Raw genomic sequence first — 22,113 nt, 5'->3', positions numbered from 1 at the left:
AAACTACTTCAAGTATATTGCTTGAAAATGTCATTCTGCCACATTTTTTATTGTTTGAAGTCTTTGATATTCCTCACGAATATCACGAATGCGTTGAGCGGCTTCTTCATCACTAATATTGTATAGATTTCTCAATTTTGGGTTGGCTTTAAAGCGTTTATAGCTCCAGTGATAATGCTCTGGGTAACGATGGATTAAATCTTCCACTGCTTTAAAGATAACCATCGAGCCATCATCTGCATTACCTTGATAAATATTGTCATCGATAGGTTCGATATGCATATCAAAACCATGATTATCATTACGAATGGCGTACAGTAAGAGCGCACGTGCTTTGGTTTTTTGAATTAGTTTTGCACTTAAGTTGCTGGTTTTTAGTGGAATACCAAAGTATGGAATCATTTCACCGCCGGCATTGGGGGTATGGTCTGGCAAAATCACCGTCGTCCCACCTTGTTTTAAGGCTTTGAAAATTTGACGTACACCTGATTCATCCGTAGGAACCAATATTGCTTGCTCACGGCTTCGAGCAGCACGGACAAAATTGTTGGCAGATTCACTTTTTACCGGCTTGTACATGATGGTCATTTGAGTGTACTGCGCAACCCATGCATTCATGATTTCCCAAGTACCAAAATGTGGTACCACGAGTACAACGCCTTTTTGTAGGGCGAGCGCTTCATGTAAATATTCAGCGCCATGTACGTGATGAATTCGTTGAATATTTTTTTCTGTACTTGCACCCCAAATGTTAAAAAATTCAAAATAAGAACAAAGTTCGTTTCGAATCGCTTGTTTAGTGAGTTGAATGCGAGCTGACTCTGATAATTCAGGCAATGCAATTTTAAGATTGCGTTGAATCGTAGAGTAGGTTTTAGAGATTTTTAAAACATTGACTAACCCAGCCAAACCTTTTGCAATTAATCTAGAAATTTGAATAGGTTGACGGCTGATAAATTTTAACAGGTGATATGTGGTGTCCTGTGAATTTTGGTCGGTCATCTTATTTAAGTCTGAAAGAAATGAAAGAAAATTTAAAATAATTATAGGGGAAAATGAATTGATTAGACAGTTATAGCGATTAGCGTGTATATAATGACTACAAATTAACGATCAAATGGGTTTTTTTATGTCCGAATGGCCACCAAAACCTGAAGAAAAACAGCAAAGTTCTTCAAACAATATCCAGCAGCCAACTGGAAATGAATGGAAAATATTAGAAAAAGCCGTGCTTTCTTCCGTTGAGGAACAACGTAGAGCACGTAGATGGGGTATATTTTTTAAATTTTTAACCTTTGCTTATTTGCTATTTATTATCATTGCGATGGCGAAAAGTTGCAGCATGTCATCATCAGATCCTGCAGCAACAGCGGGTTCACATATTGCCGTGGTTGATATCATTGGGACCATTGCAGCGGACAAGCAAAGTGTAAACAGCGCAAATACCATCAAAGCTTTGAAAAAAGCTTATGAAAATAAACAAAGCAAAGCGGTTGTTTTAAATATTAATTCACCGGGTGGTTCACCTGTTCAGTCTGATGAAATCTGGCAAGAAATTCAGTACTTGAAAAAAGCCCATACCGATAAAAAACTGTATGCCATTATTGGTGATACAGGCGCTTCAGGTGCGTACTATATTGCTTCTGCCGCAGATGAAATTATTGTCAATCCTTCAAGTTTAGTGGGTTCAATTGGCGTGATCATGCCGAACTATGGCGTTAGTGGTTTGATGCAAAAGTTTGGTGTAGAAGATCGCACCATGACTTCGGGTGAGAACAAAGCGATTTTATCCATGACTCAACCTGTCGATGCTGCACAAAAAGCACATGTTCAAGGTGTACTCGATAACGTTCATGCGCATTTTATTAATGCCGTGAAAGAAGGTCGCGGTAAGAAATTAAAATCGAATGATCCGGCTATTTTCTCAGGTTTATTTTGGACAGGTGATCAGGCTGTGAAGCTGGGTATTGCTGACCGTACAGGTAGTTTAAATAGCCTGAAACGTGAGTTGAAAACTGAAAAAGCTGTGAACTACACCATTGAAAATAGTCCATTTGATTCTGTACTTGGTCGTATGGGAAGTTCATTTGGTCAAGGTTTGGCAAGCGCATTGTCACAACAGGTTCAATCTGAAAACAGCACGAAGTTACAATGAAACCGTTAATTCATTTTGCGCACGCCAATGGCGTGCCATCACTGGTTTATCAAAAATTGTTTGATTTATTGAGTGATGAATATGATGTGATCTATGTGCCGCTACTTGGGCCAGATAAGCGTTACCCAATCGATAACCATTGGAAGAGCTTAACACAGCAAGTCATTGATAGTATTGTACGTCAGGCCAATGGTCGTAAGGTGATTGGATTAGGTCACTCATTAGGTTCGGTTTTAACATTTCAGGCTGCGTTACAACGCCCAGAATTGTTTGAACAAGTGTTAATGATTGATCCGCCTATGATCATGGGTAAAGAGTCTTTTGCTTTGCACATTGCAAAACTCCTCAAACTCAAAGTTGTCGATAAAATGTCGCCCGCAGGCTTGTCGAAACGTCGTCGTGATCATTGGGACAGTCGTGAACAAGCAGCGGAGCTTTTAAGGCCGAAAGGTTTTTATAAAGATTTCGATCCAGACTGTTATCAAGCTTATATTGATTATGCCTTGATGGACGATAAACTGCGTGGTGGGGTGGAGTTGACGATTTCACGTGATGATGAGGTTCATATTTTTCGAACCAATCCTTCACTGTGGTGGTTACCTCAGACTCAACCACAAGTGCCTGTGCAGCAGTTAATTGCAGAGCAGGGGCCATTTTTAGCTCGGCACTTTCCACAAAAGGTTGAGAAAAAATTTGGGATTCCATTTAAAGTTGTTGCGGGGAGTCATATGTTCCCATTGGAACATCCTGTGGAAACTGTTGAATTGATCAAAGATTTACTTAAATTGCCTAAGCGTCATCATTAAAGCTTAAAAACGACAACACAAAAAAAAGCACTCTATAGAGTGCTTTTTTTATGAATGAAACATTCTACTTTTGAGATTTATTTCGCATTTTCAAATTGTAAAACAACTTTGTTGTTGGCATCTAAAAATTTCAAATGATCTTTAGAGGCATCATAATGAGTAACTTGGCTCAATGCCTGCGAAAAATGTTGAGGAATATTTGTCGCAGTCAAACACGCTCTTTGTGTTGTAGCAAGGTTTGAAAATTGGATTTTTGTGTTTTGCACAGCGTAACCGCCCATGAATCGATTACAACCATCAGAACCACTTACACGAGTATCGTCGAAAGTGATGGTGGGTACGTTCGAATTGTTAGGGTCAGCTTCAAGCTTAACGCCTTGAATTTCACTCGCAACCCAATTTTTGTTTTGTAATTTATCTAAATTACGATCAGTAGCCGGATTTGATGTCGTAGCACAACCAATCATACCCAGTGTTATACATGCACAAGTCGCCAGTGTGATGGATTTTAACATGTGATTTTCTCCACTTTTGTTTGAAGGATGTAATATTTCTAGATTTATAAGGTTTACTAATTGCAATATAAGCTTATTATTTTAATGATGCTAAAAGCTTTAATTTAACTAAAAACTACATATTGATCATAAAGTTGAACATTCTGCAAAAATGGATTTTAGATTTTAGATTTTAGATTTTAGATTTTAGATTTTAGATTTTAGATTTTAGATTTTAGATTTTAGATTTTAGTAATAAATAGAGTTTTATTTGGCACTGAAAAAACAAAACGCACCCTAAGATGCGTTGATTGTTAAGTTATACAGTTGCTTAGAACTTACAGAATTGAACAGGTTGTTGCAAAGGCTCGCCACGATATAAAACACCATTTTCAGTGTGTTGAATGGTGCCATTACAAATCCATTCTGCCACTTGAGGGTAAATCACATGCTCAAGCACGTGAACCCGATCTGCCAGACTTTCAGCATGATCATGCTCATTGACTTTAAGTACGCCTTGAGCAAGCGCTTGACCAGCATCCAGCTCTGCAGTCACATAGTGAACTGTACAGCCATGGAAGACATCACCGGTGTTTAAAACACGTTGATGAGTATGCATTCCTTTATAATTTGGCAGCAGAGAAGGGTGGATGTTAATCATTTTTCCTTCCCATGCTTTGACAAATTTTGCGCTTAAAATGCGCATAAAGCCTGCCAAAATGACCAAATCAACATCCCAGTCGAGCAGTTGTTGATGCATCACATCATCAAAAGCTTCACGACTTGGATATTGCTTATGTTCAATGACTGCAGTTGCAATCTTTGCTTTTCTTGCACGTTGCAGTGCAAAAGCGTCAGGTCTATTGGAAATCACCCCAACGATTTGACCTGATAGATTGGCATCGATCAGGGCTTGCAGGTTAGATCCGCTGCCTGAAACAAGTACAGCAATTTTAATCATGAACGTTGCTTATGCGAAAACTACACGGATTTTTTCGTCAGCGCCTTCAACAGATTCAGCATTGTCTGCAATGTGACCCATTGTGAATGCTTTTTCGCCAAGGCTGTTGAGTAATTCAACAGTTTTGTCAGCATCTGCTGCATCAACCACGAGAACCATACCTACGCCACAGTTAAATGTGCGGTACATTTCAAATTGTTCAACACCACCTTCTTTTTGAAGTAGTTTGAACAATTCTGGCCATTCCCAAGATGCTTCATTCACTACCGCTTGAGCACCATTTGGCAGTACGCGAGGTAAGTTACCCGGTAAACCACCACCAGTGATGTGTGCCATTGCGTGTACATCCACTTCTTTCAATAACTGAAGTATTGGTTTTACATAAATACGAGTTGGTTCCATTGCTGTATCGGCAAGTGGACGACCATCAACGATTTGAGTAAGGTCAACGTTTTTCACATCTAAAATTTTACGAAGAAGTGAGTAACCATTTGAGTGTGCGCCAGAAGATGCAACACCAACTAAAACGTCACCCGCTTTAACTTTAGAGCCATCAATAATTTTGCTTTGCTCAACGACACCTACGCAGAAACCTGCAAGGTCGTAGTCTTCGCCTTCATACATACCTGGCATTTCAGCAGTTTCACCGCCAACCAATGCACAGCCTGCAAGTTCACAACCCGCACCGATACCAGTCACAACATTTGCTGCAACGTCAACGTTGAGGTGGCCAGTTGCATAGTAGTCAAGGAAGAACAGTGGTTCAGCACCACATACAAGAAGATCGTTTACGCACATTGCAACCAAGTCTTGACCAATTGTGTCATGACGGTTCAAATTCAATGCTAAACGTAATTTTGTACCAACACCATCTGTGCCAGATACGAGAACAGGTTCTTCATAACCTTTAGGAATTTTACAAAGAGCGCCGAAGCCGCCTAGACCGCCCATTACTTCAGGACGTGCAGTACGTTTCGCGACAGATTTGATACGATCGACTAACGCGTCGCCCGCTTCAATGTCGACACCTGCATCTTTGTAGCTTAAACCAGTGTTTGGGGTAGAAGTTGAGTTGCTCATAATGAAGTCTCCGCATTCGCGCGGGGATTATAACCTGAATATGCAAAACTCTTATGCTATTTCGCACTAAAATGTTATCTTTATTAAAATATTTTCCTTTCTATAACGATTACATTGAAAAAAGGTGACTTTATATGGGTGATCGCACCTTGCGCCGAATATTTATTCTTGCTGGGATAGCATTGATCATATGGGTTTTATACTTATTAAAGCCTGTAGTTGTTCCTTTTATCGGCGCATTTCTAATTGCATATTTATTTAGCCCTTTAGTCGATAAATTACATAATATTGGCTTGCCGCGCTGGTTATCTATCAGTTTGGTCTTTATTGGAATTGGTGTCGCTATATTCTTTGCAATGTGGTTCCTCGTACCACTGGTATGGGAACAGTTGATGTATGCGAAAAACAATATTCCAAGCAATATTCATTGGGTCAACTATACATTCCTGCCGTGGTTATCAGAGACATTTAATCTTGTACCGATGGAAATTGATACAGAGCAAATGTCAGCAGCGATCATGGAGTATATTCAAACCAACTATAGTGCAGACAGTATCCAAGCCATGTTGTTAAAAGTGGCACAATCGGGTCTGAATTTCATACAGATTGGTGGCACGATTGTCTTAATTCCAATCATAGCTTTCTATTTCTTATTAGATTGGGAGCGTATGTTAGAAAACATGCGTCGACTTATTCCACGTAAATATGAAAAAAGCACGCTCACAATCGTGGGCGAATGTCATGAAGTTTTAGGTGCATTTGTAAAAGGCCAATTCTTGGTAATGTTCTTATTGGGCGTTGTTTATGCGGTTGGACTCCAATTAATCGGTATTGAGGTTGGCATCATCATTGGGATGATTGCGGGTCTAGCCAGTATTATTCCGTATTTGGGTTTTGCGGTAGGTATTATTTCGGCAATTGTGGCTTGCCTGTTCCAATTCGGTTTGGATTGGGTGCATTTGGCCTTAGTTCTGGTGGTATTCATGGTAGGGCAGGCAATAGAAGGTTATATTTTACAGCCTTTCTTATTAGGCGACAAAATTGGTTTGTCTCCTGTGGCAGTGGTATTTGCAGTCCTTGCAGGCGCGCAATTGGCAGGACTCCTCGGAATGCTCATTGCACTACCCGTTGCAGCGATTATTGTAGTTTTATTACGTCATGCACGCGAAAATTATGAGAAAAGTAATTTATACCGAAATGATGTACTTGTCGTAAATGATGCTGCAAGTGGCACTTTAAACGTAGAAACCAATCAAGTTGCTGTCGATATTGAGCTCAAAAATCAGTCTGCAAATTCGCTGCAAGATCCTGAAATTTCGAGTAACATTGAAAGATCAGAACATAAAGATTGATAAGGCCAAAATATAGATATGCGTCAATTGCAGCTAGATATAGAACCACAACTCGATGCCCGAATTAGTGATTTTTCTGGGCCGAGTTGGGGGCATGTAATCGATGGTGTTCGTCAGTTACATGCTGGTTTAATGAATCGTTTCTATATCTATGGTGGAGCTGGCACAGGAAAAAGCCATTTACTGTCTGCAATATGTGACTCCTATTTAGAAATTGGCAAATCAGCAATTCAAGTTTCATTGCTTGAATTGCTAGATGCTCCCACTGAAGCGATTACTTCGCTCGATCGCTATGACTTAGTGGCTTTAGATGATATTGAAGCGATTAGCGGAGTTCCACATTGGCAAAAAGCTGTTTTTCACCTGATTAATTATAATAACGAAGAAGGTGGTCAATTGGTCTTTTCATCTCGGCTGGCGCCCATTGAACTCAAACTTGAACTGCCAGATTTACAGTCTCGATTAACTCAGGCTGTCAGTGTAAAAGTACCAAATGGTAGTTTATACGCAGACCGACAAGCACTCGTAAACTCTGTTTTGGCGCGACGTGGCATCCATATGGATCAACAAATTGTAGATTACTTGTTAGCACGTGGGCCGCATCAGGCATCCATTTTACTTAGATCTTTAGAACAACTGATTCAGATGTTAAAAGGTGAAAAAGTCAAATTGAGTCATGCCAATTTAAGACAAATTTTTGCCCTAATTGATGAATATCGGTAAGCAATAAAAATTCTTGAGTAATTACTCAAGCTGTGACAAAGTACATAAAAATATTTTAATGTTGCAAGGATTGTGCAACTTAAGAATAAAAAGATAAAAAATATTTAAGGAGATGGATATGCTCAAACAGAGCATAGGCATTGGCATGCTTCTCATGGCAGGTCATGCATTTAGCGCAGAAATTACCGTTACAACCACTGAAGATGTTGTAAAGGATGACAAGGAATGTTCACTTCGTGAAGCCATAGAATATATCAATAATGGTATGCCAGAAGCCGGATATAATGGTTGCGGGGGTAAAGATGCCTATGCCTCAATTTCTCTGAAAAAAAATGAAGTTTATAAACTCACTAAAAAAATTGATATTAAAGCAGAACTGAATCTGAAAACGGCGTATGACAGTAACGTCAATGAAGATGTCGTACTCGGTCTCAATAATGCCGTCATTGAAATGACGGGTAAGGATCAAATTTTTAATATTAATGATGGCGAAAAAGAACTACTTGCGATCAATTTTAAAGAAATTTCATTTAAAGGATGTAAGCAAGATCAATGTGCTGATAAAGGCGGCATCATTTTTAATAATGAAAAACTTACACTTGAAAATGTAAAGTTTGAAGATGGCTATGCACGACTTGGTGGTGCAATCTACAATGTTGGATTCTCAGAAGATGGCGCAGCTGTAGCAAGCCGTCTGTATATGCGAACCACAATTTTTCAAAACAACAAAGCGGTAGATGGTGGTGCAATTTACTCAGAAGCACCGGCTTATGAAATCTATACATCTTTGTTCAAAAATAATGAAAGCACATCTGGTCGAGCGATTGTTTATAATCAAAATGGGCTCGCAGACATCAGCAAGTTGGTGTTCAGTAATCCTCAAAATATCATTGCCAATAGTACCTTTTTCAAAAACAAAGGTTTTGCTGTCAACTTACGTGATGGTTTAGCACTCAATAATATTACAGTACTGAAGAACAGTGGTGGTATTGAACTAAATAGTACTTCTGAGCATGCTTATTTAGCCAATAGTGTGGTGATTGGTAATGCGCTCAGTGGCACCGCTCAAGATTGTAAAGTTGTGAACTCAGGAACAGACAAATCTGTTTTTTATAACAACTTAGTGGCTGCAAGTTGTCCTGTTGGGCCTGTTGCAAATTTAAATGATGTGTGGTCTGGGACAAGTTTAATCGCGGGTGAAGATGAAGGTAGCTGTAAAACCTTAACAGAAGATCGTAATGCACTTTTCTGTCCATTTACCACAGCAAACAATGCATTTATTGGTTATTTACGTCCTCGTATTTTATTAGATTACGAAACGATTTTCTCAAGCCTGATATTAAATAAGGGGAAGACCACAGCAGATGGCAATGAGCATCATGTGTATTGTGAGTCTTCTGATCAGCGTGGAAAAAATCGTAATTTGGATGATGTTTGGTGTGATCGTGGGGCTATCGAAATTGTGGTTCCTGTGAGCATGCCTCGCTTAGGTAAAGACATACGTACAGGTGAAGTGGCGAAGTTTAATATCTTAGATGCTTTAGGTGACAGTGATTTAATTCCAAAAGAAGAATGTACAAAAGTGATGGGTATGGCAAATCCAACAGGTGAGCCATGGCAAGATGGTTGTCCAATAGTTGTACAAAGCACCGAATCAAAAGGTAAATTTACACTGAATTTGAATGGTGATTTTGAATACACGCCAAATGGAAATTGGCATGGCGCAGATATTTTTGAATTGCGTGTGGTGACGTCTTCAACCCGTTTTAATACTTCGGCAAAAAATTATTTAGCAGCAGAAGTGCGTATTTTCCAAGAACCAAACAATGAAATGGAAAGTAAAACCGTTAAAACTTCTGGTGGTGCTCTAGGCTGGGCGAGTATTTTTGCGCTGCTTGGCTTAGTTGGATTTCGTCGCTTTAAAAAATAGTCTGGATAGAATTAAGGACAGCACATGAAAAATTATAAAAAAGGATTGCTGGCGGTCATGGTCCTTGCGGCTATGTCTTCTATGGCAGCGACAAGTAATATCATCAAAGTTACGACCTTTGAGGATGAAAATGGTGAAAATCTCAATCAATGTTCTTTACGTGAAGCGATTGAAACTGCACGTAAAAACAAATCTTTTGGTGGATGTAATGTCGGTAATCCAAATAATGGGCAGACCGATTATATTCAACTTGAAGCAGGTGAATATCTTCTGACTAAAGGTGAGTTAGTTCCGCTCAATCAGATCGTGATTGAGGGGAAAAGTCGCTTTAACTATGATTCAAAAAATTTACTGACGCAGAAATTTCCTGCCTATGAGGATATTAGAACGACGATTAATGCCCAAGGCAAATCGCGTATTTTTAATACTTCACGCTCAGAAGCCAACTTTGTTGTCAATAATGTACGCCTTACTGGCGGGATGGCAGAAGACCGTGGTGGTGCCTTGTATTTAGGGGGAGCATTTACATTAAATAATGGTGCAATTGAAAACTCTCAAGCCAAAGTTGCTGGCGGTGCAATCTACTCCGTTGCGCATAATATGTCGAAAAAAACATTATTGGTGAGCAGTTTAGTTCAGGGCAACATCGCACCTAAAGGTAGTGTTGTCGCTATGGATTGTATCGGGAACTTGGGGGATACCCAGCCTGAAATTGTGTTCCAGCAAAGCAGTATTATTCAAAATGGTTCATCGACGAGCAATAGTGTGATGGACTTCTGTGGAAATGCCAAGGTTGAACTGACAGCAAATACGATTGCAAAAAACCAAGCAAATCCAAGTACGGGTAGTATTATCCGTGCCATTTCTCAGGGAACGGATCGTTTAAGTGCTTTTTCTAGCTTCGTTTTAACCAGTAATACAATAGTCGAGAACAATGCGGCTAGTACCTATTATTATGATAACAATGGTACAAAGGCTTGGTATTTCAATGTATTGGCCTACAATACTGGTGGAAAATCTTGTCGTTATCTGAATAATGCAGTACCTGATAATGGTCAAAAATTTGTGGCAAGTAATAATGCATTTGAACTGGCAGCCGCACAGTGTGATTTACCCGAAAGTGTGCTGAATAGTACGGAAAGCTTTCTGCAAAACCATGATGTAAGTAGCTATGCTATGGGGACTTTGTTAAGCGCCCTACAAACAAAATCTGCTTATAATTTGTATTTACCTTTGTATTATCCGAAAGCGATCGGCAGTGGTTTTGACTTAATCAATCTTGGCTTAGACGGCTGTAGTGATGCGGATCAACGGGGCATTTTGCGGATCACAGATGGTACTTTACAGTTATCACCTACGCAAAGAAACACATGTGATATTGGTTCGGTTGAGTTAATGAATTTAACCGCAGCAGATATGGCAGATATTACCAATGAGTCTTTAACAGCTCTGCAAGATAAGTATCAAAATACAATTGATGCTTTGAAAAAGGATATCGACGATCCAGATTATGCAGAATACAAAGTTGCCAATCAGGATGATTTAACAAAATACGAAGCGGTATTAAGTGCATTAAAAAATAACCTCAAATATCGTGCAGTTTATTTTGATCCATTCCCAGCATCATTACCTCAAGAAGAGTCTGTGAACGGAAGTGCTGAAACACGACAAATTGCCTTAAATGCTGACAACTATACCGTGACGACTTCACCAATCGGCATTGGTAGTGAAATTACAGTGTCTAGTACAGGCCAAGCAAGTATTGTGGGTAATCCACCACATGACCTACACTGTGATTGGGATGTGGGAATAAAACAAATCGTTATATATCGCACTAGTGGGGCAACAACAGCGCCTACCGAATACGGTTTTTGTAAATATACCTTAAAACAAAAGACAGGGAGTCAGGCGGAATCCTCTGGTGTGGTCCGTGTGGCATTTAAAAATATGACCCCAGTGGCCAAAGCTGCTCAATACACAATTAGTCCGTCAAATAATTTGTCTGTTACCGTCAATAATTTATTAGAAAATGTTAATGATGATGGTGATGGTCCAGTTACATCTATGCCAGCAGGTAAATCGGTATGGCATAAAAATGAAGAAGGCCAAATTATTCCCATTCGCTTTACGAAAATCCCAGCAGGTTTAAACTTTGAAGCTGAGTATAGTGGTAGCTGTCCAGCAAGTTATTTAAAGGAAACTTGCTACGGTGGAAAAATTACCTTCTCAGTAAAAAATGGCTTTAGTCAGTTTGACTATCCTGTTGAATATAGTGTTGTCGATAGTGATGGCATTGCATCAAGCAATGCAATTCAGACTCTTAAGAATACCGCGAAAAACACCAACTCTTCTTCTAGCGGCGGTGGCTCAATGGGAGTATTTGGACTGTTGGCATTAATTGGTTTGGGTGTGTATCGTCAGCGTCAGTTGAGCAAGTAAGACAATAAAAAAAGCCTCGATAAGAGGCTTTTTTTATGACTTTACTAATGTAATTGATTTGATTTTCACAAGATAATGTTGTTATTGATTAGTGAACGACAGCGATAGGCTGTAAATATTTATTGATATACTCATCGCGAATAGCAGGTCTTTCATCAGGACTAGCTTTTTGCATACGTGTCGCGAGTTCTTTACGTTCTAAAGTACTCATTTTTTGCCATGTTTCGCGCATACGCTGCTTTTCACTATCTGGAAGTTGGGTGAACCAATCCATGCGCTGTTGCAAGCTGACACGTTGATCTGCAGGAATCTCTTTGAGTGCCTGATACTTTTTAATTAAAGCCTGTTGTTCTGCTTCAGATAGCGAATCCCAAGTTTCATTGACTTGAGTATCTGCATCTTTTGAAAATATCCAAAAGCGATCAAAGCCAGCAAAACTGGTTTGCAGAAAACTAAAAGCACAGAATGCAATTGCTAATTTTTTAGCTGCCATGTGGAACTTTGTCCTCACCCAGAACCATCAACATTTCAAGATCTTCCACCATTTGAGGGGAGAGCTTAGGGGTTGAAATCACCTGATTTTGTGGTTTGTCATCCAGTACAGTCGCATTCGGTAAAATGACAAAACCTGCAATTGCTGCTGCAAGTGCAAAGCCAGACATTTTCCAGAAACCATAACGTGAAGTTTCGCGCTGATGAATATCTTCAAGCACGTTATTCATGACAGTTGCTTTGTCTTTATGGTGCTGTGCGAGTCCATCAAGTTTGGAAGTTACTTGCTTTAAGAAATCATCTTGTTTCATTCGGATGATCCTCCCATATGTGGATTCAAATGTGCCAAAGCGGTACGTAAACCTTGAATGGCACGGTGGTAATGTGTTTTCACACTGCCTTCGGAACAATTCATAATTTCTGCAGTTGTATGCGTATCAAAGCCTTCCCAAGCTCGCAACATAAATGCTTGTTGCTGGCGGACTGGAAGTTCTGCGATAGCATCTTGTATTTCCTCTGCAGTGACAGCCTGATCCAGAAAGTCGAAAGGGTTTGGTGTAGTTTCATCTACCACATCCTGTATCTCGACATCGTCGTCATCTAGGCTGACTTTTCTAAATAGGGAAAACGGCTGTGAATGACGTGCTTCTTTTCGACGCCAGTCTTGCAGCTTGTTATTTAAAATGGTGTAAAACAGGGGATACCATTCCTCTGTGGACTTTTCAGCATAAGCTTTATGTAAGGAAATAAAGGCTTCTTGCACCAAGTCCATGGCAATGCCATGTTGACCGTGCGTTGCACTTTCCATCATTACTAAAGCACGCCCCGTCACTTCATTCATGAAGTTTTTCAGGCGAGACTCAGCCGTGCTTTTTAAAACACTGCTGTCTTGCGTCTCGGACTTTTTGGGTGCTAAATCCATAGAGATGGAAAATCCTGTCATCGGATACCCACCATTATTTCCATATTCATATACAAATAACGATGGAAATAACGGTTAGGTTGACAAAAAGAATTATTATTTTTTCTAGTGTAGTCTATTTTTTTCAGGCTTAAGCGCTAAATACAATAAAATAACGATTTTACTGACGCTGACGTACCATTTCAAAAAAACAGATCGATCCAGCAATGGCTACGTTTAATGATTCTTGACCACCCGGTTGAGGAATCGCAACGGCTTCTGCATGTTGTAATGCATATTCAGAAACACCTTGACCTTCATTGCCTAAAATCCACACACATTGTTTGCGTAAATTTTTGCTATATAGGTTTTCAGACTGATGTGAGCTTGTTGCATACACTGGAATTTTGAATTTCGTCAAAATATCTTCAAGGGCAATATTTTCAAAGGTATTTAATGAAAAATGTGCGCCCATACCTGCGCGTAATACACGCGGTGACCAGAGCGATGCAGAGCCTTTGGTACAAACAACTTGCTCAATACCCGCCGCGGCAGCAGAACGGAGTAGGGTGCCTACATTACCGGGGTCTTGAATGTTGTCTAAAATTAAGGTGTCTTCACTGAAGTTAAGCGCTTCACTTGAACTTGGTAAATCCACAATCGCTAAGCAAGCAATAGATGTTCCAAGTGTACTGATATCTTTATATAAAGATTCACTTAGAATGAACACCGCACCTTGATATTGTTCCGCAATGCGGTCGAAATCAGCATGGTTAATTGCTTGTTCAGTGGTGAAAATCGATTTGATTGGACGTTTTGAGTCTAACCATGACAACACCAAGTGTGTGCCTTCCAAAACAGTTTGACCTTGTTTTTTACGGTAGGCATTTTGTTCGATTAAGCCACGAAGGTGCTTAATTTTTGGGTTGTCTTTTGATTCGAGATAAATCAGAGCCATGAGGGAGATATCCACGAAAGTCAGCAAAAATACTGACTTTCGTTATAAGAAATTAATTATGGTATGACGTAACTAGGTCAACTTCGTTTTTAGAACCAATAATCACAGGTACACGTTGATGAAGTTCTGTAGGTTGGATGTCTAGAATGCGGACACGGCCTGTTGTAGACGCACCGCCAGCTTGTTCCATCAACATACTCATTGGATTTGCTTCGTACATTAAACGTAGACGACCTGCTTTTTTCGGATCTTTGAAGTCGTACGGATACATGAAAATACCGCTACGGCAAAGAATACGATGAATATCACCCACCATGCATGCAACCCAACGCATATTGAAGTCTTTTTCACGCGGGCCAGTTTTACCTGCAAGAAGTTCGTCGATATAACGTTTTACAGGCTCTTCCCAGTGACGCTGGTTTGATGCATTAATTGCATATTCTTTAGTATCTGCTGCAACCGCAATCGCATCTTTAGTTAATAAGAATTCTTTGCTTTCTGGATCAAAAGTAAAGAAGACTACGCCAGCACCGACAGTTAGAGCCATCATTGTTGATGGGCCATACAGTACATAACCTGCAGCCGCTTGGTTAACACCCGCTTGCATGAAATCTTCAGCTTGCGTTACCGCATTTTTTGCAGGAAGAATTGAGAAAATTGTGCCAACACACATGTTGATATCGATGTTGCTTGAACCATCTAATGGGTCGAACAAGACAAGATAATCGCCATTTTCTTGAGCTGGCGTGAATTCATCTAATTCTTCAGATGCCAGACCGCCGACATGTGGATGAACTTTTAATGCATCGATGAGGTAATCATTTGAAATGACATCAAGTTTCTTTTGTTCTTCACCTTGAACGTTTTCGTGTTGCGCGCTACCCAATACACCAGCCAAAGCACCTTTTTGTAAAAGAAGGTCGATGTCTTTGCATGTATTACCAATTGTTTCAATAACTTGTGCTAATGCAGGAGTAAGATTACCACTTTGTTGTTGTAGAAATTGGGAAAGGGTGAGATTTGACATAACCGGAAAACTCCAAATATTAATTTATCAAAAATGATAAAAATGTGATTGTGCAACATTTTAGATGAGAACGAAGGAAAAGAAAAATTAAACTAGACTATTTGTCGTGATTTTACCCTTGCAAGTCCTGAATAACATGCTATGTTGAATCTAATGTATAAATCGAAAGACAGGGAGCACAACAATGACCACACAAAAATTTGATGCGACTCCGACTGCAACTGAGGGATTGAATTTAGACGATATTTCTGCGGATACCGTAAAAGCTGCTTGGAGCAGTTACGAAGCAAAAGCAGAGTATAAAAAGTTCAATAAACATGATCTCATTGAGTCGATGCAAACAGAAAAAGAAAATGCTGAACATCCAGAAGCAGAAGCATAATGATTTAGATTGTTAAGCTAATTTTCTAGTTGGTAAAGCTAAGGATCTCGTTTTTAAAGTCGTTCACTTGCATTTTCATTGGATATTTTCTTAAAGTTCTAAAGTCGCTAACTGAATTTATCCTGAGTTAAAGGGCTAAAATGAGTAAAAGCACAGAACGATGCAAATGAAACGATATAAATAAAAAAAGCACTCATCAATGAGTGCTTTTTTTAGCTCAGACTTATTCAAGTCTTATTTAAGTAGTGGAGGAACAGCTTCGTAGTTAATTTCTACACGGCGGTTTTCTTTCCATGCATTTTCATCATGACCCGCATTGATTGGCATTTCTTTACCATAGCTGACTGCTTCAAGCTGGTTAGGGCTTACACCTGTTGTAATCAGGAAGCTTTCAACAGCTTTGGCACGACGTTCACCAAGTGCCATGTTGTATTCACGAGTACCACGTTCATCGGTATGACCTGTTAAAGCAACGCGTGAGTTTGCATTAGCAACAAGGAACTGGGCATGAGCTTGAAGGGTTTGTAAGTCTTCATTGCTAAGCTCGGTACTGTCGTAGTCAAAGTGTACTACGCGCTTCGCTAAAAATGCTTTATTCGCTTCAGTTACACCTTTCGATGATGCACCCGCAAGGTTTTGTGCATTGAGTGCTGCATCTTCACTTAAACCTGAAGTGTTTACAGTGGTTGAGCCATTTGGGTTTTGTCCTGCTTGTACATCTGCTGCAGGTTTACGGCTGGCACAACCAGTCATTACTAATGCTGTAGCTAAAACAGGTAGCGCAATCAGTTTCATTGCTTTCATATTGATCTCCATGACGGTTATTTATGATGTTTCATTAAAAAGTTATTGTTGAATAAATCATGCAGTGTTTATTTCGGTGCCCAAGCTGGTTCACGAACTTCACCTTGTTCACTTGGTAAGTTCATGCGGAAACGACCATCTAAAGACATGATCGAGAGCAAACCACGGTTTGCTTCACGTGTTGCATACACCACCATTTGACCATTTGGTGAGAAGCTTGGGGATTCATCTAAACTTGTTGGTGTTAAAATATTGGTTACACCAGAACCAATGTCTTGAACCGCAACTTTATAGTTACTACCGCTAGGACGATGCACCAAAGCTAATTTTTTACCGTCCGCACTTAACGTACCACGCGCGTTGAAAGCGCCACGGAAAGTTAAACGTTTGACACTTTCAGCACTTAAGTTGTAGGTATAAATTTGTGGAGAGCCACCACGGTCAGAGGTAAAAATAAATGATTTACCGTCAGGGGCATAACGTGCTTCTGTATCAATCGCTGTGTCATTGGTCATGCGTTTTAATTGGCGAGTCTGTAAATCCATCTGATAGATTTCAGGATTGCCATGCATTGAAGCGGTAAATAACATTGATTTACCATCAGGTGAGAAGCTTGGTGCACCATTCAGTCCACGGAAACTTGCAACTTTTTCACGGTTCCCACTCGCTAAGTCTTGGATGTAAATCGCAGGGCGCTTGGTTTCAAATGAAACATAGGCTAGCTTTTTCGCATCAGGCGTCCACGCAGGGGAAAGGATAGGATCACGTGAAGTCAAAATGGTACGGGGTTGTTCACCATCTGTATCTGCAATTTGTAGGGTATAGCGCTGATCTGGTGTTGCTGCATTACGCAATACATAGGCAATACGGCCGCTGAAGTCACCTGGAATGCCAGTTAAAGCTTGATAGATTGCATCACTGATCATATGCGCTGCTTGACGGTAACGTGAAGCAGGTACAGTGAGTAGTTCATTTAATAGGTATTGTTTTTTTTCAACATCATACAGTTGATAGTGAATTTCATAAGAGCCATCTGCCGTTGTTTTTGATGTACCGGTCACGACATAGGGTACGCCCGCAGCTTTCCATGCTTCTGCATTAGGTGAATTTATTGTTGCAGTTGCAGGTAAGTTTTTAGAGGCACTGGTAAATTTACCTGAGCGGTTCAAGTCATTTTCAACCACTGGATAAATATTTGAGTCATTACTAAAAGGCACGATCGCAATTTTAGGTGTTTCTTCAGGAGCTTTAGTGATTTCGAGGTGAAGCTGCGCATGCGTTTGAGTCACTAAAACTGGGCTCAAAGCAGTGAATACGGCTAAGCAAAGAAGATGTTTACGCGTCATTTCCATCATTCGCTAACTACTCTAAAAATGTGAGTTATTGTCTGTATTAGGTTGTGTCACATAATGGCATGATTTTGGATTATTAAAAGCATGAAAATATGACTGAACTGTTATAACACTGTGAAAAATGCAGAGATTTTATTCGAGTTCACTGAAGTTTATCTTAAAATTGGTGCAGACAACATCACATTTTGAATTGGAAATGATAATTCTATATAGTTGAAATTTAATTTTTGAATCAAATGGTTAGAAGAAATAAGTAGCTCTTAATTAGGCTGAGCTAGTAAAACTTATATATATGTCATTTTATGAAAAGTGTCGACCAAATAGAATTTTTTTCATTCAAAAAATCAGTGAATGAACCCATCTAATCAATAAATTTTCCAAAGTTTGCCATATTCAGAAGAAATATAAAAAAATCCCCGCAATCAATGCAGGGATTTATCAAACTTAATTTGAAGATCTAAATGTAGAGGTAAAGCTTTGTGCTTCACGTCTAGCATCAGGGTCGCTTGGCATTGGGTACGGTGCTGCAGCACGAACCGCGGCTTCAATACTGGCTTTCATATCAGGGTCACTAGAGTTCACAATAACTGATCGGACTGAACCACTTTCTGATAATGTCACCCGAGCAGTTGCCGATTTACCCGCAGAGTCAGAAGGTGTGTCCCATGCACGACGGATTTTATTTTCAAAATCTTTCTTTGCAGTAGATGCAATCTTCTTCGCTTCAGCCTTTTTCTGTGCGGCTTCTTCAGCTGCTTTTTTAGCTGATGAAGCTTTGGCTTCTTCGGCTGCACGTTCGCGTGCTTCGGCATCGGCTTTAGCCTTTGCATCTGCCTTGGCTTTTGCATCGGCATCTGCTTTACGTTTTGCAGCTTCTGCATTGGCCTTGGCTTTCGCATCAGCATCTGCTTTACGTTTTGCAGCTTCCGCATTGGCTTTAGCTTTGGCATCGGCGTCTGCTTTACGTTTCGCCGCATCTGCATTGGCCTTGGCTTTTGCATCTGCATTGGCTTTTGCCGTTGCTGCAGCTTTGGCTTTGTCAGCTTCTGCTTTTCTTAATGCATCGGCACGGATTTTTTCAGCCTTGGCTTTTGCATCAGCATCTGCTTTACGTTTTGCTGCGTCAGCATTGGCTTTCGCCGTAGCATCTGCTTTTGCCTTAGCCGCATCCGCTTTGGCTTCTTGTTGCGCTTTTAGTTTTGCAGCTTCAGCCGCTTTAGCTTGTTCTTGAGCACGCTTCGCACTGTCCGCAGCTTTTTGTTCTGCAAGTTGCTGTGCTTTTGCTGCAGCGCGTGCCTGTTGGGCAGCAATCTGTGGATCTGCCTTAGGAGGTTCTACTGGCTTAGGTGGTGCAGTCGTTGGAATCTCAGGTGCTGGTTCAACGCTAGGTTCGGCTGTTTGCGTGATTTGTTCAGCTACATTTTCATGCGCGGTTTCATCAAACTCTGTGACTTCACGTGTTACAGGTTTTAAATCTTCCGGTTTTACCAAAACAGTGGTTATTTTTTTAGGGGGCTCAGGTGGTTTACTCATGCCAAGATAAAGTAAGCCAACCACAGCGACGATATGCACACCTAGTGTGAAACCAATCGCAACGGCTTTTTGTTTAAAAGGCGGCTTTTTGAAATCTTTCATAAATTATTTTAATGGCTCAGTCAGTAAACCTACTTGTGTTAAACCTGCATCTTGAAGGGCAGACATGAGCTTCATGACTTCACCATAAGGACGAGATTCACTGCCGTTAATCAGGACACTCATTTGCTTTTTCTGTTCGTTCGCTTCATTTTGTGAAGCAGTTAAAACAGATTTTAGTTCATCGAGTGTGAGTACATCATTCTGATGATTTTTATCTTCGAGTTTGATCGTCCCATCCGCCTCAAGTGTAACAATCGCAGGGCGATCTTCCGCTTGCATAGGCGTGCCATTCGCCTGAGGTAAGTCGACTTTGACACCTGTGGTGATCATAGGTGCAGTGACCATGAAAATCACCAATAAAACCAACATGACATCAATATAAGGTACGACGTTCATGTCACTTTTTAATGGTTTTTTGATGCGCTCAAAGCGTCCAGAACGTTGAATAGCCATTAGTCATTGTCCTGAGTTGAACCTACAGACTGGCGTTGTAATAACGCAACCATTTCTTCGGCAAAAAGAGCACGATCGTTATAAACGGCTTCACCTTTGGCTGTGAAATGGTTAAATGCAAGTACAGCAGGAATTGCCGCAAAAAGACCAATGGCCGTTGCAATCAATGCCTCTGCAATACCAGGAGCAACCGTAGCAAGGGTGACTTGGTCAACATCTGCTAAACCAATAAAGGCGTTCATAATGCCCCAAACAGTACCGAATAAACCGACATAGGGTGCAACCGAGCCAATACTCGCAAGCGCGCCTAAACCATTTTCTAAATGTCCTTGGTCACGGCTTAAACCTACGCGAAGAATACGTTCTGTACCTTCAATTGATTGTTCTGCACTGGCATTACGTTTTTTAAGTTTGAAAAACTCGCCTAAACCTTGATAGAAGACATCTTCAAGGCCAACACGTTTCGAGTTGAGCTGAGCATTGTTGTATAAAGTGTTGAGTTCGGCGCCAGACCAAAAGATTTTTTGGAAATGTTCATCGTCAGCCTGCGCTTTTTTATAACTCATGTGTAACTTGGCAATCAGATACCAACTGAATAACGAAGCTAAGAGCAGCAGGAGCATTACCAGTTGTACGACAGGACTTGCTTGTAAGATGAGGTCTGAAACTTTGAGTGTTGATTCTAGTTGAGTTGCCATAGTTACTACATGTGCCAAATAATTTTTTTAATCTTGTTCCAATTCTTTCAGAATCAGTTCACGTATTTCATCAGGAAGGCGACGGGGTTTCATCTCTGCACTGATACATGCCAATTCTACCTCACCTGATGCCAGCATAATATCACCACGATAAATATTTTGTTGCAATACAAATGACGTAGCCTTACACGAAACTACACTTGCTGTAACAGTAATCAGGTCATCCATTAATATAGGACGTGAATATTTCACATTAATTTTATGAACGACAAAGTTGTAATCTTTTTGATGCCAATAATGGTCTACACCTGAAGCGCGCAGCCATTCTGTGCGGGTACGTTCCATAAAGCGAATATGATTTGCGTGGTAAACAATGCCACCTGCATCTGTATCTTCAATATATACACGAATGTTGAATTCGAATTTATTCGCCATGAGAGTGTTCCGTCTTTATAAAATCTGAAAAATATTGTTCTGCACTTCAGCATAGAATTAGAGCATTTAAAAATGGCGATAATTCAATGATTCGTCAAGTGCTTCAATGACGGGCAGTTTAGCACCGTGAGTCATCAGTCCAATGGCACAAGGTTTCAACTCACGTAAATCTTTAACTTCCGTAGTTGTAATTATTGATTAAAAAAGAGACTGCTTTTAATTTGTTTGTTCATCTAATTTAAATTTTGTATCGACAAAATCCTGTAGATGAGCTGCTAAATATCCCGCAATATGAAAGTGAGTTTCTTCCATTTTCTTTTTCTGTTGCTTTGGGAGTAATGCTTTTAAAGATTCATACATATACGTTAAGCAGCAAAAGCCAAGGCCAATAACTAACATGAGTAAAAGTTTATTAGGTAGATCTATCCAGAAAAACACATAAACGAGTATGACTAAAGTAAAGAATGAGAAGCTGAAATACAACGTATTAATTTTTGCTGGCTTAAAGTTTTCCTTGACCAAAGCTTGTACGTCGTCGTGATAGTACGTCCCAATAAAAATGAGGGCAGAAGTATAGTTGAAGCTCAGGTTTTTTATACGATATGCAGAAGGCGATTGTTTAATAGTTAAGATATTATCTTCACTTACTTCTATGGTTTCTTTGCTAAGAATGTTTTCACATTCGACAGTGATAAAATAATTGTATTCGGTGTGGAATAAGCTTTCAAAATCACTCATTTGTTTTGGGCTAAATGAACTGATGGGTTGTTCTCTGGGAATGTGTTCAATGGCACTGTCTAATGGAAGGTTTTGAATGTATTCGCTATTAATTTTGTTAATTATTCTATTCTCAAGATTTATCATTTTAGTCTATTGTTTGTAGTGGCTTGAATTTATTTTAAAATTTAACTCTGTACACGACAAATTTCACAGAACCCTTATCCTATCAGGATTCTGCTTTCTTAAAATTGCCAAAATTTCCTTAAACTCTTCTTTTTTCCCAAAACCAATTAAACGCTGAATCGCCATTTGAACA

General features: G+C 39.9%; 23 protein-coding genes. 7 read left to right on the top strand and 16 right to left on the bottom strand.

What is annotated here, in order from left to right; genetic code table 11:
- Positions 1-30 precede the first annotated feature (30 nt).
- Positions 31-1,002, bottom strand: coding sequence for a lysophospholipid acyltransferase family protein (locus tag FTU38_RS00115; RefSeq protein ID WP_180003312.1), 972 nt, complete (start codon positions 1,000-1,002; stop codon positions 31-33).
- A gap of 127 nt (positions 1,003-1,129) precedes the next feature.
- On the opposite strand from FTU38_RS00115, the gene sppA reads away from it, so the two are divergent.
- Complete coding sequence (gene sppA / locus FTU38_RS00110; RefSeq protein WP_078190385.1) at positions 1,130-2,155, top strand: signal peptide peptidase SppA; 1,026 nt, start codon at positions 1,130-1,132, stop codon at positions 2,153-2,155.
- Positions 2,152-2,961, top strand: coding sequence for an alpha/beta fold hydrolase (locus FTU38_RS00105; RefSeq protein ID WP_180008952.1), 810 nt, complete (start codon positions 2,152-2,154; stop codon positions 2,959-2,961). Before sppA ends, FTU38_RS00105 begins: the two co-directional genes overlap by 4 nt.
- A gap of 77 nt (positions 2,962-3,038) precedes the next feature.
- Here the strand turns inward: FTU38_RS00105 and FTU38_RS00100 are convergent, their stop codons facing one another.
- From FTU38_RS00100 to purM, 3 genes are all read right to left on the bottom strand, one after another.
- On the bottom strand, positions 3,039-3,476 hold the full coding sequence (locus FTU38_RS00100) for an META domain-containing protein (RefSeq protein WP_078192049.1): 438 nt from the start codon (positions 3,474-3,476) through the stop codon (positions 3,039-3,041).
- A gap of 310 nt (positions 3,477-3,786) precedes the next feature.
- Positions 3,787-4,416, bottom strand: a complete 630-nt coding sequence (gene purN, locus FTU38_RS00095) for a phosphoribosylglycinamide formyltransferase (protein ID WP_180003308.1) — start codon at positions 4,414-4,416, stop codon at positions 3,787-3,789.
- A 9-nt stretch (positions 4,417-4,425) separates the two neighbouring features.
- The gene (gene purM / locus FTU38_RS00090) at positions 4,426-5,496 is read right to left on the bottom strand and encodes a phosphoribosylformylglycinamidine cyclo-ligase (protein ID WP_078190382.1); all 1,071 of its coding nucleotides are present in this window, start codon (positions 5,494-5,496) and stop codon (positions 4,426-4,428) included.
- Positions 5,497-5,630: 134 nt separating this feature from the next.
- Between purM and cxpE the strand changes: the two genes are divergently transcribed.
- The 4 genes from cxpE to FTU38_RS00070 all read left to right on the top strand — a co-directional run bounded on the left by cxpE (position 5,631) and on the right by FTU38_RS00070 (position 11,940).
- On the top strand, positions 5,631-6,848 hold the full coding sequence (gene cxpE / locus FTU38_RS00085; RefSeq protein ID WP_180003305.1) for a chloramphenicol efflux transporter CxpE: 1,218 nt from the start codon (positions 5,631-5,633) through the stop codon (positions 6,846-6,848).
- An 18-nt stretch (positions 6,849-6,866) separates the two neighbouring features.
- Positions 6,867-7,571, top strand: a complete 705-nt coding sequence (gene hda / locus FTU38_RS00080; protein WP_180003303.1) for a DnaA regulatory inactivator Hda — start codon at positions 6,867-6,869, stop codon at positions 7,569-7,571.
- Positions 7,572-7,689: 118 nt separating this feature from the next.
- Positions 7,690-9,501 (top strand): rhombotarget A, encoded by a 1,812-nt coding sequence (gene rbtA / locus FTU38_RS00075; protein WP_180110349.1) that lies wholly within the window; start codon positions 7,690-7,692, stop codon positions 9,499-9,501.
- 24 nt (positions 9,502-9,525) lie between these two features.
- Complete coding sequence (locus tag FTU38_RS00070; RefSeq protein ID WP_180110348.1) at positions 9,526-11,940, top strand: CSLREA domain-containing protein; 2,415 nt, start codon at positions 9,526-9,528, stop codon at positions 11,938-11,940.
- Between the two features lie 88 nt (positions 11,941-12,028).
- Here the strand turns inward: FTU38_RS00070 and FTU38_RS00065 are convergent, their stop codons facing one another.
- The 5 genes from FTU38_RS00065 to FTU38_RS00045 all read right to left on the bottom strand — a co-directional run bounded on the left by FTU38_RS00065 (position 12,029) and on the right by FTU38_RS00045 (position 15,318).
- Positions 12,029-12,433, bottom strand: coding sequence for a DUF3106 domain-containing protein (locus tag FTU38_RS00065; protein WP_078190378.1), 405 nt, complete (start codon positions 12,431-12,433; stop codon positions 12,029-12,031).
- Positions 12,423-12,743, bottom strand: coding sequence for a hypothetical protein (locus FTU38_RS00060; RefSeq protein WP_078190377.1), 321 nt, complete (start codon positions 12,741-12,743; stop codon positions 12,423-12,425). Before FTU38_RS00060 ends, FTU38_RS00065 begins: the two co-directional genes overlap by 11 nt.
- Positions 12,740-13,354 (bottom strand): RNA polymerase sigma factor, encoded by a 615-nt coding sequence (locus tag FTU38_RS00055; RefSeq protein ID WP_180003389.1) that lies wholly within the window; start codon positions 13,352-13,354, stop codon positions 12,740-12,742. Before FTU38_RS00055 ends, FTU38_RS00060 begins: the two co-directional genes overlap by 4 nt.
- A 160-nt stretch (positions 13,355-13,514) precedes the next feature.
- Positions 13,515-14,291: an RNA methyltransferase gene (locus FTU38_RS00050; RefSeq protein ID WP_078192042.1), complete on the bottom strand. Its 777-nt coding sequence runs from the start codon at positions 14,289-14,291 to the stop codon at positions 13,515-13,517.
- A 52-nt stretch (positions 14,292-14,343) separates the two neighbouring features.
- Positions 14,344-15,318, bottom strand: a complete 975-nt coding sequence (locus FTU38_RS00045; RefSeq protein WP_078192041.1) for a class 1 fructose-bisphosphatase — start codon at positions 15,316-15,318, stop codon at positions 14,344-14,346.
- A gap of 184 nt (positions 15,319-15,502) precedes the next feature.
- Between FTU38_RS00045 and FTU38_RS00040 the strand changes: the two genes are divergently transcribed.
- Entirely contained in the window at positions 15,503-15,700 is a 198-nt protein-coding gene (locus FTU38_RS00040; protein WP_078190373.1) for an NF038105 family protein, read from the top strand.
- 234 nt (positions 15,701-15,934) lie between these two features.
- Here FTU38_RS00040 and pal read toward each other — a convergent pair whose 3' ends face one another.
- The 7 genes from pal to FTU38_RS00005 form a co-directional block, all read right to left on the bottom strand.
- The gene (gene pal / locus FTU38_RS00035) at positions 15,935-16,504 is read right to left on the bottom strand and encodes a peptidoglycan-associated lipoprotein Pal (RefSeq protein WP_168378062.1); all 570 of its coding nucleotides are present in this window, start codon (positions 16,502-16,504) and stop codon (positions 15,935-15,937) included.
- A 68-nt stretch (positions 16,505-16,572) separates the two neighbouring features.
- The gene (gene tolB / locus FTU38_RS00030) at positions 16,573-17,856 is read right to left on the bottom strand and encodes a Tol-Pal system beta propeller repeat protein TolB (protein WP_180003388.1); all 1,284 of its coding nucleotides are present in this window, start codon (positions 17,854-17,856) and stop codon (positions 16,573-16,575) included.
- Positions 17,857-18,300: 444 nt separating this feature from the next.
- A complete protein-coding gene (gene tolA / locus FTU38_RS00025) occupies positions 18,301-19,491 on the bottom strand; it encodes a cell envelope integrity protein TolA (protein ID WP_180003297.1) in 1,191 nt (396 codons plus the stop codon).
- 3 nt (positions 19,492-19,494) lie between these two features.
- On the bottom strand, positions 19,495-19,944 hold the full coding sequence (gene tolR, locus FTU38_RS00020; RefSeq protein ID WP_078190369.1) for a protein TolR: 450 nt from the start codon (positions 19,942-19,944) through the stop codon (positions 19,495-19,497).
- Positions 19,944-20,642: a protein TolQ gene (tolQ, locus tag FTU38_RS00015; protein WP_078192037.1), complete on the bottom strand. Its 699-nt coding sequence runs from the start codon at positions 20,640-20,642 to the stop codon at positions 19,944-19,946. Before tolQ ends, tolR begins: the two co-directional genes overlap by 1 nt.
- A 27-nt stretch (positions 20,643-20,669) precedes the next feature.
- Complete coding sequence (gene ybgC, locus FTU38_RS00010) at positions 20,670-21,077, bottom strand: tol-pal system-associated acyl-CoA thioesterase (protein WP_078190367.1); 408 nt, start codon at positions 21,075-21,077, stop codon at positions 20,670-20,672.
- Positions 21,078-21,293: 216 nt separating this feature from the next.
- Positions 21,294-21,941, bottom strand: coding sequence for a hypothetical protein (locus tag FTU38_RS00005; protein WP_180003295.1), 648 nt, complete (start codon positions 21,939-21,941; stop codon positions 21,294-21,296).
- Positions 21,942-22,113: the final 172 nt, after the last annotated feature.

Origin of the sequence: Acinetobacter sp. YH12098 (assembly GCF_013419235.1) — a bacterium.
In the GTDB taxonomy this organism is placed as follows: domain Bacteria; phylum Pseudomonadota; class Gammaproteobacteria; order Pseudomonadales; family Moraxellaceae; genus Acinetobacter; species Acinetobacter amyesii.
The sequence above is the reverse complement of the archived record's forward strand: the minus strand, read 5'-3'. Positions and strand labels throughout refer to the sequence as shown.